Genomic DNA, 15,006 nt, shown 5'->3' on the forward strand with positions numbered 1-15,006 from the left:
CCGGGACCCATAACTGCGTGCGGATGGTTTGTGTGTTGAGCGACTGACCCGCATTGTGCTGGGGGGAAAAACACTGGGGGAGAGTTCGTTCCCCTTCCCCCCGAGGCCCCCCGGGACCCCTTCCTCAGGCGGCGACGGTCGCGGCCCGCGGCTCGCGGACCATGGGGAGCGTCGCGCACGCGGCGAGGAGGGACGCCGCGGCGACGGCGTACCAGCCGTGCTGGAACGCGGTGACGACGTGGTCGGGGGTCGGGGCGCCGAGGAGGCCGATCAGGACCGCCACGCCGAGGACCGCACCGATCTGACGGCCCATCGAGGTGATGGCCGAGCCGGTGGCGAAGCGGGCCGGCGGCAGGGCGGCCGCCGACGCACCGGTCAGGACCGGGAGCGTCATGCCGACGCCGAGGCCGGTCAGCACCATGCCGGGCAGCAGCGAGGTCGCGTAGGCCGATCCGGTGTCGAGCGCGGCGGCCCACCACAGGACGCCGGCGGCGAACAGTAAGGTCCCCGCCAGTGCGATGCGGCCCGCGCCGAACCGCGCCACGGCGGGCCCGATCCGCAAGGCGACCGGCGGCACCAGCAAGGGCCCCGGCGCGATGGCGAGGCCGGTGCGCAGGGCGGAGTAGCCCCACACCCCCTGGCACCACAGCACCGCGCAGCGCAGCATGCCGGCGAAGGCGACGGTGAAGAGCGTCAGGGCGGCCGCGGCGGACGCGAACGCCGGAACCCGCAGCAGTGGCAGTTCGACGATCGGCACGGGGTGGCGGGCCGAGCGCAGGACGAACCAGACGCCGAGCAGCACCGCGACGGCCAGGCCGCCGAGGGTGGCGGCGCTCGTCCAACCCCAGTCGGGCGCCTTGACCAGGCCGAGCGCGAGCGTGGCGATCGACCCGGTGAGGAGCGCGGCGCCGAACAGGTCGGGCAGCGGGCTCTTGACCGCCCCGGCGCGGCCCGGTGACGGCAGCACCTTGACGCCGAGCACGATCGCCGCGATCCCCACCGGCACGTTGACGAGGAACACCCAACGCCATCCGGCCTCGACCAACAGCCCGCCGACCACCGGCCCGAGTCCGGCGGCGATCCCGCCGATCGACGCCCAGGCCCGCACCGCCGCGGCACGCTTCTCGGGCGCCGTCGTGTCGAGCAACAGCGCGAGCGAGGTCGGCATGAGCAGCGCGGCGCCGGCGGCCTGTACGAGCCGTGCCGCGACCAACGTCCCGACGCCGGGAGCGAGCGCGCAGCCGACCGAGGCGAGGGTGAAGACGGCCAATCCGGTCAGGAACACCGGCTTGTGCCCGGAGCGGTCGGCGACGCGGCCGGCGACCACGAGGAGCGCCGCGAAGACGATCGCGTAGCCGTTGAGGACCCAGGAGAGGGAGCCGAGGCCGCTGCCGGGGTACGAGCGGCCGATCGCCGGGAGGGCGACGTTGACGATGAAGAGGTCGAGGTTCGACATGAACACCGCGGCCGCGACCGTCGCGAACACGGCGCGGGATCCACGCCGTGGTGGGTTTGAAATTCCAACTATCATGCGGCGGAGGCTAGCGGTGTGAGTTTGAAAACACAACGGAGTAGGGGGATGATGGGGACGTGACCTCGAATGCGAAGCAGGGCGAGAAGGCGGTTCCGCACCCCGAAGTGCCCGGTCGACCGTGCTCCGTGGCCGCCGCGCTGCACCTCATCGGCGAGCGCTGGGCCCTGCTGGCGATCCGCGAGATCTTCTACGGCAACCGGCGCTTCGACCGGATCGTCCGCAACACCGGCGCCCCCCGCGACCGCCTCGCCGCCCGCCTGCGCGCACTGGAGGAGGCGGGCGTGGTCGAGCGCCGCGCCTACAGCGAGCGCCCACCGCGCTTCGAATACCACCTCACGGAGGCCGGCCGCGATCTCGCGCCGGTGATGCGGGCGATGCTGACCTGGGGTGACCGCTGGGCGGTGGACACTCCACCGGTCGCCTTCCGGCACCGCGCCGGTCCCGGCTCCGCGCACGAGGCCGAGCACGACCTCGACCCGGCGTCGACGTGCCGCACCTGCGGCGAGGAGGTCGCGCCGGGAAGCCTCACGCTCGACGTGCGGGCGCCCGGATGGGACCGGGCCGGACCGACCGAGGGCCCCTGAACCGAGCGGTGACGCCCAAGGGCGGCCAGACCTTAGCCTGTTGGCATGTCGGAGCTTGCCATCCCGGGCCGCACGGGCGGTCGGATCACCCTGCGTGCCGCGGACACCCTGTGGGCCGACCTGACGTCCGCCAGCGCCGTGCCGACGGCCGCCGAGGTGTTCACCCGCCCCGCCGCCCGTGGCCGAGCGGGGTACGTCCTGCTCGGCTGCCGTGTGGTCACGATCGACGAGACGGGCGGCGGCCGGTGGAGCGTTGCGGAGGCGGAGGTGCGCCGCGCGGCAGCGGAAATGAACGCGGTCGCGCTGGACGGCCGGGACCTGGTCCGCATCGGTCCGTTCCGTGGCGCGCCGCGAGGGGAGCCCGACGGGGAGACCTCGCTGCGGTGGCGCGCGCGCATCATGGGGGAACTGCAGCACCCGCGCTCCCCGGAGCGGGCGGCGCCGAGCGAAGGCGGCGGCCGGCCGTGCGCGCTGGCGGGTATCGACTGGCGGCGGATGCTCGTGGAGAAGCCGCACGACCGCACGGCGTCGACCTGGTGGCTGCCGCGCGCCCTGGTCCGACTGCTCGACGCGGCCGAACACGCCGAAACGCGCTGGCTGCACGCCGAACGGACCCGCCGGGCGGACGCGGCCGTCACCGAACCGCCCTCCCCGCGCCGCCGGCCCCCGTCCACCGGCGATCCGCGGTCGACGGGCCAGGACCGCCCGACCGTCCCGCCGCGCCCGTACGAAGGGGAGCTGGAAGGCCACCTGTACTCGGTACTCAGCAGGAAGGCCGGTACCGCCCGCAAGGTGGCCGGGTGGGCGTGCGCCGTCTGTCGCACCGCCCCCGCCGCCGTGCTCGACCACTGCCACGAACACGGCTACGTCCGCGCCCCCGTGTGCCAGTCCTGCAACACCCATGAACGCCCCGACCACCTGTACAGCAACGACGTCCGCGTCGCCGACCACTACACCCGCCTCTTCGACACGCAGGCAGCCGATTGGCTCCGCCACTGGCACCGCTGCCCCGGCTGCCGCACCCGCAGCACCCTGCCGCTGCCGCACCTCGCCGCATGGACCGCGCACACGGCCTGCCGCGCCCTGCGTCCGACCCACCGCGCCCCCCGCGGCCGCCAACCCTGCGGCGTGCTGCGCGCGTACTGGACCGGCAGCCACCGCGCGCCCCGCTCCTGCCTGCTCACCGTCGCCGTCGACTTCTGCCCCTCCGGCGAACACCGCCTCCTGGCGCAGATGCCCTACCGCGAAGCCGTCGAACGCTTCGGCAGCTGGCTGGCCGAGACCGCCCCCGCCGTGGCCGCCGCGGCCGGACCGGAACGTCTGGACGACCTCCCCCTCCGCTCCCGGCCGATCGTCGTCGATACCGGCGGCGAGGGCCTGGCACTGTTCTGACCAGCCGGTTTCGAGGAAGCGGTGGTTCTCGTAGGGTCCTCTCGGACAGACTGCTCTACATGCTCGACGCGTCCGACAACGCCTTGCTCGTCGCCGCCCTCACCGGTGCGACGGCCATCGTGGCCAGCTCGCTGGCGAGTTGGCTGACCAGCAGGGGCAACGCCCACGCCGCGCGGATCCAGGTCGAGGCCACCACCGCGGCCCAGCGGCGCGGCGGCATCCGGCAGAGCCGGCGGGCCGCCTATCTGGCCACGATCGAGCAGGCCCACACCGTCGCCGACGGGCTCCGAGGAGTCGACGGCCTTTCGACCGACGAGTCCGACGCCGCTCTGGTCGCTCACCGCGAGCGGCACCAGCAGTTGCGGCGCGCGGTGACATCGGTCGATCTGGAGGGTCCTTCCGCCGTCAAGGTCGCGGCATCGAACCTGTTGATCATGTCGGGGACGCTCTCCACGGCCCTGGCGGCCGTGGTCGAGAACCCGAGTAGGGAGAACCGCCGCGAGTTCCAGGGGACGCTGCGCGCCTTCATCCGACTGATCGGGCCCTTCATCGAGGCGGCCGCCGTAGTGCTGGACGAAATGTAGGCGCGCGGGCGCCGCGGACCCGCGCACCGGACATTTGCAAGATCCAATAGTCGGGCAGGGCCGTGACCCGGCCTATCGGGCTCCCATCGGACACCTCCCACGGCTCCCGCCGCGGACCCCCGCCGTCCGTCGGGAATACCTCGGTGGGGCCCCTCGTTGGAGGCAATGGTTGAAAGTGAAACAATCATGGAGAGGGAGCCAGGAAGTCATGGGAGCCACGGGAGCCATGCAGTTCGGGATCTTCACCGTCGGTGACGTCACGGTCGATCCGACGACCGGGCGCGCGCCCAGCGAGCACGAGCGCATCAAGGCCATGCTCGCCATCGCGCAGAAGGCCGAAGAGGTCGGCCTCGACGTCTTCGCCACCGGTGAGCACCACAATCCGCCGTTCGTCCCCTCCTCGCCGACGACCCTGCTCGGCTACATCGGCGCGCGCACCGAGTCCCTGATCCTGTCCACGTCGACGACGCTGATCACCACCAACGACCCGGTGAAGATCGCCGAGGACTTCGCGATGCTCCAGCACGTCACGGACGGCCGCGTCGACGTGATGATGGGCCGCGGCAACACCGGCCCGGTCTACCCGTGGTTCGGCAAGGACATCCGCGACGGCATCGACCTCGCCATCGAGAACTACGCGCTGCTGCGGCGGCTGTGGGACGAGGACGTCGTCACCTGGAAGGGCAAGTTCCGCACCCCGCTGCAGTCCTTCACCTCCACCCCGCGCCCACTGGACGGCGTGGCGCCCTTCGTGTGGCACGGCTCCATCCGCTCGCCGGAGATCGCCGAGCAGGCCGCGTACTACGGCGACGGCTTCTTCCACAACAACATCTTCTGGCCCGTCTCCCACACCCGGCAGATGGTGAACCTGTACCGGCAGCGCTACGCCCACTACGGGCACGGCACCCCCGAACAGGCCATCGTCGGACTCGGCGGTCAGGTGTTCATGCGCAAGAACGCGCAGGACGCGGTGCGCGAATTCCGGCCGTACTTCGACAACGCGCCGGTGTACGGTCACGGCCCGTCCCTGGAGGAGTTCACCTCCCAGACGCCACTGACCGTCGGCTCGCCGCAGCAGGTCATCGAGCGCACCCTGTCCTTCCGGGACTACGCCGGTGACTACCAGCGCCAGCTCTTCCTCATGGACCACGCGGGCCTGCCGCTCAAGACCGTCCTGGAGCAGCTCGACCTGCTCGGCGAGGAAGTCGTGCCGGTGTTGCGCAAGGAGTTCGCGAACCTGCGCCCGGCCGGTGTACCGGACGCGCCGACGCATTCCGCCCGCGTGGCAGCGGTCCGGAACGCTCCGGTGACGGACACGGAGGCATGATGAAGCTCGTCGTCGTCACAGCGGGCCTGAGCACCCCCTCCTCCACGCGCCTGCTGGCCGACCGCCTCGCGGCGGCGACCGTGGCGCAGCTGGACGCCGAGCCCGAAGCGATCGAGTTGATAGAGCCGATCGAGCTGATAGAGCTGAGGGAACTGGCAGCGGAGATCGGCCAGCACTTCGTCATGGGGTTCCCGCCCGCGCGACTGGCCGCCGCGCTCGACGCCGTGGCCGCCGCGGACGGGTTGATCGCCGTGACGCCGGTCTTCGCCGGCTCCTACAGCGGCCTGTTCAAGTCGTTCTTCGACCTCATCGACAAGGACGCCCTGACCGGGAAACCGGTGCTCCTCGGAGCGACCGGCGGCACGCCCCGGCACTCCCTGGTGACCGAACACGCCATGCGCCCGCTGTTCACCTACCTGCGCGCCCTCGTCCAGCCCACCGCCGTGTACGCGGCCTCGGGGGACTGGGGCGACGCGAGGCTGGACCACCGCATCGCCCGGGCGGGCGCGGAACTGGCCCGCTCCATGGCCGCCGCCGCACCCACCCGTACCTCCTCCGCCCTCTCCGCCCCCTCTGTCCCTGCCGCGAGCGCTCCCCGCTCGCTCACCGGATCGATCACGTCGGTGGACCCGGCGGACGGGTTCAAGGTGATCCCGTTCGAAGAGCGCCTGGCCGCGCTACGGTCCGAGTAGGGGAGTCGTCAGACCCCGGTGGAGAGCGCCACGTGGCGCCACTGGTCGAGCTCGCTCCGCACCAGATCCAGCTTCGCCTCGACGCGCTCGACCGCATCCGCACCCAGTTGCAGGCGCAGCGGAGGCTCGGCGACCTCGGTGATGTCGACGATGGCCTTCGCCGCCTTCACCGGATCGCCCGGCTGGCGGCCGTCGTTCTCGGCCAGCGCCGCGCGCACCGGCCCCGCGCCGGCGACGTAGTCGGGGATGGAGGCCGGTTCGACCCGCATGCTGGAGCTGCTGAGGAAGTCGGTGCGAAACCCGCCCGGCTCCACGATCGTGACGCGGACGCCGAGCGGTGCCAGTTCACCGTGCAGTGCCTCGGAGACGCCCTCGAGAGCGAACTTCGACGCGCCGTACAGGCCCGCCGCCGGAGCGGTGGCGAAGCCGCCCACGGAGCCGATGTTCAGGACGTGCCCGGAGCGCTGGGCGCGCAACGTCGGCAGGGTCGCCCGCAAGGTGTTGAGCACGCCGAAGACGTTGACGTCGAACAGGGCTCGGGCGGCCTCGTCGGAGATCTCCTCGATCGCGCCGATGAGGCCGTAACCGGCGTTGTTGGCCACGATGTCGATCCGGCCGAACCTCGCCAGACCGGCCTCCACCGCTGCCGTAAGCTGCCCCGGCTCGGTGACGTCCGCGTCCACCGCCAGCAGTCCCGCACGCCCTTGGGGATGCGCCCGGCGCACCGCGCCGGCGTCCCGCGCCGTGGCGATCACGCTGTGCCCCCGGTCCAGCGCCTCCCGGGTGATCTCGGCGCCGAGCCCGCGCGACGCCCCGGTGACGAACCAAACGCTCATGTTCTCCCCTGTTCAACTGGTCCCCTGTGCCGCCGTTTTCATGACCCGGCGAGCCGATGACCAGACGCTAGAACCTAGAGTCGGGTCTAGATCAACAGTCGGGGGAGGAAGGGGACGCTCGTGGACCTGAGCATCGGTGAGGTGGCGCAGCGCAGTGGACTGAGCGTGCACGCGCTGCGGTTCTACGAGCGGGAGGGCCTGTTCGCCAATCCCGTGCGCCGCCTGTCCAACGGCCGCCGGGTCTATCACGAGGAAGACCTGGAGTGGCTGGCCATCTGTACGAAGCTGCGCTCCTCCGGCATGTCCCTCGCGGTGATCCGGCAGTACATCGACCTGGCCCGTCAGGGCCCGGGCAACGAACACGAGCGCCTCCAACTGCTGCGCCGGCACGAGGCCCACGTGGAGGCGCGGATGCGCGAGCTACAGGGCACCCTGGACGTGATGCGGTACAAGGTGCGCATCTACGAGGAGCACCTCGCCCGCGGCGAAGCCGACCGGCTCTGGAATCCGTCCGCCTCGGACGCCGCGCAGGACGGCCCCGCCGATCGGTAGGGCCCGCTTCACCGCACGAGGAACCTGGTGACCTGCCGCGCCACGCCCTCCAGGTCGGCGTCCGGCGGTAGCGGCAGCGTGTCACTGAGCTGGAGCGCCGTGAATCCATGGACCAGCGACCAGGCCGCCAACGTGGCGATCCGAGGGTCCCCGTCTTCGGCGCGGGCGGCCAGGAGTGCTGCGCCGCGGCGCAGTGACTCGCCCGCGCGGGCCCGGGCGGCGGCCAGGTCGGCGGAGTCCGCGTGGCACAGGCCGGGTTGGAACATCACCTCGAAGTGCCCGCGATGGGTCAACCCGAACCGTACGTAGGCGACGCCGACCTCGGCGAAGTCGCCTGTCCTTTCCCAGGTGGCGTCGAGCGCGTCGGCGAAGAGGCCGAACCCTTCGACGGCCACTGCGGTGAGCAGGCCGGCCTTGTCGCCGAAGTGGTGGGCGGGCGCGGCATGGGAGACCCCGGCCCGTCGGGCCAGGTCGCGCAGGCTCACCGCGGAGGCGCCGGTTTCCTCGATGGCCTCGACGGCTGCGGTCAGGAGCGCGCGGCGGAGATCGCCGTGGTGGTAGCTCTGACGGTCTGCGGCGGGGCGGGACGCGGAGGAGGGGGTTGTCATGGGGTCAGTTTACCTGGATCTAGTCATTGACAGGATCGGCAGGATGAGTGAATCTTTCCAGTGTCAAGTTCTGGGAATTCGAAGGGTGAACACGCAATGGCTCCCGTGATCGTGCTCGTCGTCGGTTGGATCCTGGCCCGCCTCGCCGGACTGCTCGGCCTCTCCGTTCTGGACGGCTGGCAGCCCGCGTTGTGCGTCGCGTTGGCGCTGATGTTCACACTCACCGGCGTTGCCCACTTCACGGGGCGCCGAGCCGAGATGATCGCGATGGTCCCGCCCGCGCTGCCCCGGGCGGACCTGCTGGTGACGGCCACGGGACTGCTCGAACTGGCCGGAGCCGGCGGCCTGTTGCTCCCTGTGACGCGCCCCCTGGCCGCGATCGGGCTCACCGTCATGCTGCTGGCGATGTTCCCCGCCAACGTCCACGCGGCCCGGTCCGGGCTCACGCTCGCCGGGAAGCCCGTCATGCCCCTGGTGCCGCGCACGTTCCTCCAGGTCATCTTCGTGTCGGCGTGCGTCCTCGCCGCGCTCTGACGGCCGCGGCCGCGCACAAACGGCCGCTGCCGTTTCCGTCCACCCCTGCGCCCTTCCACCCGTGTTGACCTGCGGCGAAAGTAGTCCTTGCCCGACGGACACCGGTCCGGAAGGGACTCGTACCGCAATGCGCCGCCGCGGGACGCGACCGGGTCAGGGCAACAGAGGGCACCAGCGGACCAGGGCGACGCGCCGACAACACCCGAGAACGGAAGAACCTTCGTGATGCGCATGCGCAGCGCCCAGGACGGCGCGGCCCCAAGGCTCTTCCTGATCGCCCCGCACTCGGCCGCCGGATCGGCTGCCACGGCCCCGGACGCCATGGGCCGGCAGTAGCACCGGACCGGAAGCTCGGGGACGCGTAGTCCTCCTCGCAACGGACCAGGCCCGCCCGCCGGTCCGGTGCTCGGCCTGCCACGGCCTTGCCCGTGCACCCTTCCCGCACGCCCATCCCACACGCCCTTCCCTCTCCGCGAGCCGATCAGGGCTGCCCCCGAGTCCGAGCGCCGAGGGGCCACCACCTTCATCGCACCACCCATGGATCTGGAGATCTCGATGACTCGCTTCCTGCGCCGTTCGTCCGCCACCGCCCTGCTCGCCGCGGGTCTCGCCTCCGTGGTGCTGACCAGCACGATCCCGGCGCAGGCGGCGCAGGCCCCCGCGGCGGCGGCCGCTTCGCGGACCACCAAGGGGGACACGGGCACCATCACGCCGTTCACGCCGACCGTGCCCCACCCGACGACCGCCACGAAGGCGGAACTCGCGGCGGCCGCCGCCAAGACCGCGAAGCCCGGCCAGACGTTCCTGGCCCCCCAGGCGCAGACCGCCGTCGCCGACTCCGGCACCGGCGGTCGGATCAGCCGCACCGAGGTCATAGCGCGTGCCAAGACCTGGGCCGACGCCGGGGTTCCGTACAGCATGACCAGCTACCGCTCGGACGCGGGCGGCCGCTACCGCACCGACTGCTCGGGCTTCGTCTCCATGGCCTGGCACCTCGCGTCCTCCTCGGCCAACAACTACGGGGAGACGACGGGGAGCCTGCTGGACTTCACGTCCTCCATCGCCAAGGAGTCCCTGAAGCCCGGTGACATCCTGCTCAACCCCGCCTCGGGGGCCCTCGGTCACGTCGTCATCTTCAACGGCTGGGCCAACGCCGAACACACCCGGTACGACGCCTACGAGGAGGCCAGCAGCACCGGCGCGGTGCACCACGAGATCCCGTACCCGTACTACTCCGGGCACGGCACCTTCAGCCCCCGCCGCTACGACAACATCACCGATGCGGGGAACGGCGATCTGACGGGTGATGGGAAGGCCGATCTGGTGGCGCTCGAGGCGGACGGTTCGATCACGGCCGCTGACGGCACGGGGGACGGTTTCACCAACTACCACAAGATCGCCAGTGGTTTCGGTCTGCACGTGAATGCGGACCGGCTGAACTACGTGGACGCGGACGGCGACGGGAAGGCGGACCTGATCGGTCTGGAGACGAACGGGACGCTCACCTTGGCCCGGGGCACGGGCAGTGGTTTCACCGACTACCACACGATTTCCCGCGGGTACGGCGAGTACGTGGACAACAGCCGGCTCAAGTTCGGTGACATCACCGGTGACGGCAAGGCCGATGCGCTGGCGGTGGAGAGCGACGGTTCGCTGACCTTGGCGGTCGGTACGGGGGACGGTTTCACCAACTTCCACAAGGTCGCCACCGGTTTCGGTGAGTACGTCACGGGCAGTCGGCTGAAGCTCGCCGACATCACCGGTGACGGCAAGGCCGACCTCATCGCCCTGGAGAACAACGGCTCGTTGACCCTGGCCGTCGGCAACGGTGACGGGTTCTCGAACTACCACACGATCTCCAGCGGTTACGGGGACTTCGTCAGCAACGACCGCCTGCGTTTCGGCGACGTCACCGGTGACGGCAGGGCGGACATCCTGGCGGTCGAGCCCGACGGAAGCCTCACCCTCGGCACCGGTACCGGCGACGGTTTCAAGGACTTCCACAAGGTCGCGACCGGCTTCGGCACCTACGTCAACGACCACCGCCTCCAGCTCGCCGGCTGACACCCGGCGCACGAGCAGCCGCACCTCCCCACGGGTCACCGTCCGTCGGCCCGCTTCGGACCGTCTCGCAGGTCCCGCCGCGACTGGGCGGCGGGACCCGAGCAGTCCGGCGGGGTCACAGGATGCGGACCCTTCCCTCGCGCAGAGTGAGCCCGTACCGTGAACGGGTGCGATGCACCCGTTGTGGGGCGGAGATCGATACCGGAAGCCTGCTGCTGATACGCGACCACGAAGTCGCCAAGACGGTCCAACTCCTCGGCGGAGAGCTGGACTTCCTGCGTTGCGCGACGGGATGCCACACGACCGTACCCGCCAAGGTCTTCTATTGGGCGTCCACCGAACAGAGCCTGATCCGCTCTCACGCGTCGTCCGAGATCGCCACGCCCGCCGCCCTGCGTGCGGCGCTGCACGAGCGGATCCAACGGAACCGGAGCAAGGATCGGGATCGAAGCCAGGACCGGGACCAGGACCGAGACCGGGACCAGGACCAGGACCAGGACCAGCACCCATACCGGGAGTGGCTGCGGGAGCTGGAGCGGGATCAGGGGCATGACCGGGGGCAGCGGCGGGAGGGCGAGAGCCTTCTCGCCGACTCGCCCGCCCACTTCAAGCACCTGGTCGGCACACTGCTGCGGCTGCGGATCGAGGCGGTGCTCGGGTGGTTCACCGAAGCGGAGTACGCGGAGCTCGACCGGCGATGGCGGGAGCTGACCGGGGCGGTGTACTCCGCGCTGGCGGTCGCCGCGGCCGGGGTGCTGCCGCGGGTCAGGGTCGACCCGGACGAGGGGGTCGCCGTCCTGGGCTCCTGCCAGGCACGGACGTGGCAGAACCTCTGCGCGGCGTGGGCACTACGGGCGCGCGGGCTGCCGAGGACCTTCGAAGAGGACCTGCGTACGTACGTGGACGGGTCACCGCCCATCGGCGACGCGCTCGGCCAGTTCTCCGCCGCCGTCGCCCGCGTCGCGCGGACCGGGGCCAAGGGCGAGCGCGAGTGGTTCTACTGCGCCCGGGCCGTCGAGGCCGTCCTCCATCACCGGGCCGGGCTGCCGAACCCGGCCTCCCTCGACTGGGCGATGGAGTACATGAGCCTGGAAGTGCGCGTGAAGCGGGCCTGGATCGGTACGTCGCCCACCGAACGGCTGCGGCTGAGCGAGGAACACCTGCGCCCCACCCTGTCGGCCTTCGACCTCGGCCGCCTCATCGAGCTGGAGAAGGGGCTCCGCATCGACGCGTTCCAGCGGCGGCCGCGCCGGGTCGGCAGGAAGTGGAACACGACGGAGGAGCGCATTCAGCAGGCGGCGGTCAAGGCGGGCCACCCGAACCTCGCCGCACGGCTCGCCGACCACATCGCCATCCGCTTTCCCGAGAACGACGTCGGCGCCGCCCTGGCCGGCATGATCGACGGACTCGGGGTCGAATCCCTCGCCATGATGCGCTCCCAGATCTACTCGGGACTGGCCCACCACGGCACCGACGCGGACTTCGACCTGGTCCACGCGGCTCTGGAACGCAAGACCGGGTCGTTGAACGCCACGGTGCTCCTGGGCGAGGCGCTGATCACCGCGCGGAACGCGGCGGGCGCCCTGCGCATGCTGGAACGCGTGCGGGACCTCGAACCGGCAGTGGACTTCCGCCGGTCGGACCTCTCCGACGTCCGCGCCCTCGCGCTGACCCTCACCGGCCGCACCGGGGAAGCGCTCGCGGAGATCGGCGACCAGGACGCCTGGTTCACACCCGATCGCTGGCTCACCGCGCTCCACCCGTTCCCGCACAAGCACGCGATCACCACCGCCGTCGTGCTCCGCGAAAGCGGTCGGGTCGACCAGGCCCTGGCCCTCCTGGAACCGCAGTGGGCGAAGCTCCGGCCGAGCCTGCGCCCGTACGTCGCCGTGGAGCTGGCGCCGGGGTACTTCACCACCGGCCGGTTCGGCGACGCCGTGACCCTGCTGAGGCAAGCCCTGGTCCACGCCCTCGAATTCTCCTCCCTCGTCACTCCGATCGTCCGGGCGCAGCTCCAGTACGCGCTCCTGCGTGACGAGGAGGAACCCGACGAAGAGCTGTGGGCCCTGCCGCTGCACGCGCTGGACATCCGCGGGCCGGGGGAGGTCACCAACCTGGGAGCCGTCCCGTACAGCCCCGTCGCGGACCTCTATGCGGCCATGGCCCGGCTGGAGGAGCTGCGACGCGGAGGCCCAGCGGCGGGAGCCCTCGACGGGTTGTCGGACCTGCGCGCGCGGGCGGCCGCCCGTGGCGACTGCTTCGTGCACCTCCAGGCGATCCGGGTGGAGGCCCTCGCCTCGGAGATCCGCGGCGGCACCCCCGACGCGGAGGCCCCCGACTGGGAAGCGCTCGAACGGCTGGCCGTCGAGCAGTACCGGGTCGATCCGCCGGTCGAGTGCTTCGTGCGCCCCGCGGTCGCCGCGGCCACGGCCGGTGCGCACCGGGACGCCCTCGCGCTCGTGCGGAAGGCCGACCGGCTCGTCGGCCGGGCGATGGAGGGGTTCACCGACTTCGAGCAGGCCGCCGGCGTGGAGGCGGCGCACCCCGGTGACCTGCGGGAGATCCAGGGAGCGCTCCTGGACGGCGAGGGATGCGGAGAACTGCAGCGGACGGTGGAGGAGCTGTGGAGGGACCCGGCGCGGCGGTTGCTCACCGCTGGTGTCCCTGGTGTCCCCGGTGCCTCCGGTGGCTACGAGGCCCGTGGCTCGTTCGCCGACGACCGGGCGCTCACCGCCTTCTGCGACCGGACGGGTCTCGTCCGCACCGCCGTCCTCGAACAGGTCGAGCACGGCCCCGACCGGCGGTCGCTGGTCCTGACGCTGATCGAGGCCGGACAGATTCCGGTCACCGAGGTCGTCATGCCCCTGGACGACCTCGGTCCGCTCGCCGCCCGGCTCGGCACCCGCATCGCCAACTGGACCCCGAGCCGTCCCGGTGACCCCCTCGACGTCCCGCAGTGGCGGACGTTCACCCGCACGCTCCACGCCGTGCTCCGCGAACGGCTCGGCTCCGCCGACCACGTCGTCGTCATCGAGTCGCCGCAGTTGTACCGGCTGCCGTGGCACCTCGCCCTCGGCCCCACCTGGACGTGCTCCTACGCGCCGAGCTGGGGGTCGCTCATGCTCCGGCCGGACGCCGCGGTCGCCCGCCCGGCCGTCGGTGCGGTGTGCGCGCCCCGCTTCGGCGAATCCCCGGCCGTCGAAGCGGCCCTGACGGCGTCCCTGGTCGCGAGCCGGGCGGAGGCCGCCGCGGCCGAGCTCCCCTTCGCCTCGGCGGACAGGGAGCAGGCGGACGCCGCCGCGCTCGTCCGCGTCCTCGAAGGTTGCGACCTCTGCACCCTGCTCTGCCACGGCCTGGTCGACACCGGCAGCGCCTCGGTGTCGCTCCTGCTCTCGTCCGAGGGGCGGCTCCCGCCCGGTGACTCCCTGGCCGCCGCCCGTTCCGGGCCCGCCCACCGGTTCGACTGGCGGTCCGCGACGGCCGTCGCCCGCTCGCCCTCCGCCATCTTCTCGGCGGCGTGTTCGAGCGGGCTCAACCACACCCGCGGCGGTCAGCAGGTCGGCCTGTTCAGCGCGCTCCGCCACCGCGGCCTGCGCACCCTGGTCGCGCCGCGCTGGGACATCCTCGCCGAGCAGGTGCTGCCGGTCCTCGACCGCTGCCGCGCCCTCGTGCTGTCCGGCAGCCCACCGGGCGTCGCCCTGCGCACGTCCTGTCTGGAAGCGGAACGGTCCGGCGTGCCCGGCTGGATCGCCTGGTCGATGGCCCTGGAAGGGGACTGGTAGATGACTCGGACCTTGACGTCGGCGTTGTCGGAGCGGGAGGTGGACCCCGACACCGTCCACCACACCCTGCGCTACTACCTCAGCGAACGGCTGGACGACCCGACCACGGAAGAGATGCGCGCCGAACTCGCCCGGGGATGGGGCCCGGACTTCGCGGCCGACCTGGAGCGGCTCGCCGCCGACCCGCTGCTCCTGGAGAACGCCGCGCTCCTCGTCCTGTCGGGCGCCTGGGACGAGCCGGACCAGGCCGAGCGGATCCTCCAGATCGCCGCCGACGCCAAGGCCAAACTCCCCGTCATCGAGATCGGGATCATCAGCGTCGCGGCCATGTACGGCCTCTACCTGCTGCGCACCGGCGGCATCAAGCGCAGCCAGCGCACCACCATCCGGCGCAGGGACGGCTCGTTCGAGGAGCGGGAAACGGTCGACTACGCCGACCCGCTCGGCCCGATGGCCGCGCTCACGCGCTTCCTCGGTCGCGTGCAGCCGCCACCGTGACGCGTGCCGCGCCGGATGG

At 71.8% G+C, this 15,006-nt stretch carries 13 protein-coding genes; 10 read left to right on the plus strand and 3 right to left on the minus strand.

Annotated features, from left to right (window positions below):
- Positions 1-124 precede the first annotated feature (124 nt).
- On the minus strand, positions 125-1,486 hold the full coding sequence (locus ACZ4UB_RS08385) for an MFS transporter (protein ID WP_468069097.1): 1,362 nt from the start codon (positions 1,484-1,486) through the stop codon (positions 125-127).
- A 104-nt stretch (positions 1,487-1,590) separates the two neighbouring features.
- Here ACZ4UB_RS08385 and ACZ4UB_RS08390 point away from each other — a divergent pair, with 104 nt between their 5' ends.
- From ACZ4UB_RS08390 to ACZ4UB_RS08410, 5 genes are all read left to right on the plus strand, one after another.
- Positions 1,591-2,118 carry a winged helix-turn-helix transcriptional regulator gene (locus ACZ4UB_RS08390; protein WP_468069098.1) on the plus strand — a complete coding sequence of 176 codons (528 nt, stop codon included), beginning with the start codon at positions 1,591-1,593 and terminating at the stop codon, positions 2,116-2,118.
- Between the two features lie 45 nt (positions 2,119-2,163).
- Positions 2,164-3,510, plus strand: coding sequence for an endonuclease domain-containing protein (locus tag ACZ4UB_RS08395; protein WP_468069099.1), 1,347 nt, complete (start codon positions 2,164-2,166; stop codon positions 3,508-3,510).
- A 59-nt stretch (positions 3,511-3,569) separates the two neighbouring features.
- Positions 3,570-4,094 (plus strand): hypothetical protein, encoded by a 525-nt coding sequence (locus ACZ4UB_RS08400; protein WP_468069100.1) that lies wholly within the window; start codon positions 3,570-3,572, stop codon positions 4,092-4,094.
- Positions 4,095-4,320: 226 nt separating this feature from the next.
- The gene (locus ACZ4UB_RS08405) at positions 4,321-5,421 is read left to right on the plus strand and encodes an LLM class flavin-dependent oxidoreductase (RefSeq protein WP_468069250.1); all 1,101 of its coding nucleotides are present in this window, start codon (positions 4,321-4,323) and stop codon (positions 5,419-5,421) included.
- Positions 5,421-6,113 (plus strand): CE1759 family FMN reductase, encoded by a 693-nt coding sequence (locus ACZ4UB_RS08410; protein ID WP_468069251.1) that lies wholly within the window; start codon positions 5,421-5,423, stop codon positions 6,111-6,113. Before ACZ4UB_RS08405 ends, ACZ4UB_RS08410 begins: the two co-directional genes overlap by 1 nt.
- Before the next feature lie 8 nt (positions 6,114-6,121).
- Here the strand turns inward: ACZ4UB_RS08410 and ACZ4UB_RS08415 are convergent, their stop codons facing one another.
- Positions 6,122-6,949, minus strand: coding sequence for an oxidoreductase (locus ACZ4UB_RS08415; protein WP_468069101.1), 828 nt, complete (start codon positions 6,947-6,949; stop codon positions 6,122-6,124).
- Positions 6,950-7,069: 120 nt separating this feature from the next.
- On the opposite strand from ACZ4UB_RS08415, the gene ACZ4UB_RS08420 reads away from it, so the two are divergent.
- Positions 7,070-7,501 carry a MerR family transcriptional regulator gene (locus ACZ4UB_RS08420; RefSeq protein ID WP_468069102.1) on the plus strand — a complete coding sequence of 144 codons (432 nt, stop codon included), beginning with the start codon at positions 7,070-7,072 and terminating at the stop codon, positions 7,499-7,501.
- Between the two features lie 8 nt (positions 7,502-7,509).
- Here the strand turns inward: ACZ4UB_RS08420 and ACZ4UB_RS08425 are convergent, their stop codons facing one another.
- Positions 7,510-8,109 (minus strand): TetR/AcrR family transcriptional regulator, encoded by a 600-nt coding sequence (locus ACZ4UB_RS08425; protein ID WP_468069103.1) that lies wholly within the window; start codon positions 8,107-8,109, stop codon positions 7,510-7,512.
- A gap of 96 nt (positions 8,110-8,205) precedes the next feature.
- On the opposite strand from ACZ4UB_RS08425, the gene ACZ4UB_RS08430 reads away from it, so the two are divergent.
- The 4 genes from ACZ4UB_RS08430 (at position 8,206) to ACZ4UB_RS08445 (ending at position 14,987) form a co-directional block, all read left to right on the plus strand.
- The gene (locus ACZ4UB_RS08430; protein ID WP_468069104.1) at positions 8,206-8,643 is read left to right on the plus strand and encodes a DoxX family protein; all 438 of its coding nucleotides are present in this window, start codon (positions 8,206-8,208) and stop codon (positions 8,641-8,643) included.
- A 537-nt stretch (positions 8,644-9,180) separates the two neighbouring features.
- A complete protein-coding gene (locus tag ACZ4UB_RS08435; RefSeq protein ID WP_468069105.1) occupies positions 9,181-10,707 on the plus strand; it encodes a C40 family peptidase in 1,527 nt (508 codons plus the stop codon).
- A gap of 167 nt (positions 10,708-10,874) precedes the next feature.
- Positions 10,875-14,489, plus strand: coding sequence for a tetratricopeptide repeat protein (locus tag ACZ4UB_RS08440; protein ID WP_468069106.1), 3,615 nt, complete (start codon positions 10,875-10,877; stop codon positions 14,487-14,489).
- Entirely contained in the window at positions 14,490-14,987 is a 498-nt protein-coding gene (locus tag ACZ4UB_RS08445) for a hypothetical protein (protein WP_468069107.1), read from the plus strand.
- Positions 14,988-15,006: the final 19 nt, after the last annotated feature.

This window comes from Streptomyces sp. NPDC028419, assembly GCF_055565515.1.

What these genes read in the sequence shown, in the direction of transcription:
- ACZ4UB_RS08435 (WP_468069105.1), top strand. Translation starts at nt 9,181, where the DNA reads ATGGATCTGGAGATCTCGATGACTCGCTTCCTGCGCCGTTCGTCCGCC.
- ACZ4UB_RS08395 (WP_468069099.1), top strand. Translation starts at nt 2,164, where the DNA reads ATGTCGGAGCTTGCCATCCCGGGCCGCACGGGCGGTCGGATCACCCTG.
- ACZ4UB_RS08445 (WP_468069107.1), top strand. Translation starts at nt 14,490, where the DNA reads ATGACTCGGACCTTGACGTCGGCGTTGTCGGAGCGGGAGGTGGACCCC.
- ACZ4UB_RS08430 (WP_468069104.1), top strand. Translation starts at nt 8,206, where the DNA reads ATGGCTCCCGTGATCGTGCTCGTCGTCGGTTGGATCCTGGCCCGCCTC.
- ACZ4UB_RS08415 (WP_468069101.1), bottom strand. Translation starts at nt 6,949, where the DNA reads ATGAGCGTTTGGTTCGTCACCGGGGCGTCGCGCGGGCTCGGCGCCGAG.
- ACZ4UB_RS08400 (WP_468069100.1), top strand. Translation starts at nt 3,570, where the DNA reads ATGCTCGACGCGTCCGACAACGCCTTGCTCGTCGCCGCCCTCACCGGT.
- ACZ4UB_RS08410 (WP_468069251.1), top strand. Translation starts at nt 5,421, where the DNA reads ATGAAGCTCGTCGTCGTCACAGCGGGCCTGAGCACCCCCTCCTCCACG.
- ACZ4UB_RS08425 (WP_468069103.1), bottom strand. Translation starts at nt 8,109, where the DNA reads ATGACAACCCCCTCCTCCGCGTCCCGCCCCGCCGCAGACCGTCAGAGC.
- ACZ4UB_RS08405 (WP_468069250.1), top strand. Translation starts at nt 4,321, where the DNA reads ATGCAGTTCGGGATCTTCACCGTCGGTGACGTCACGGTCGATCCGACG.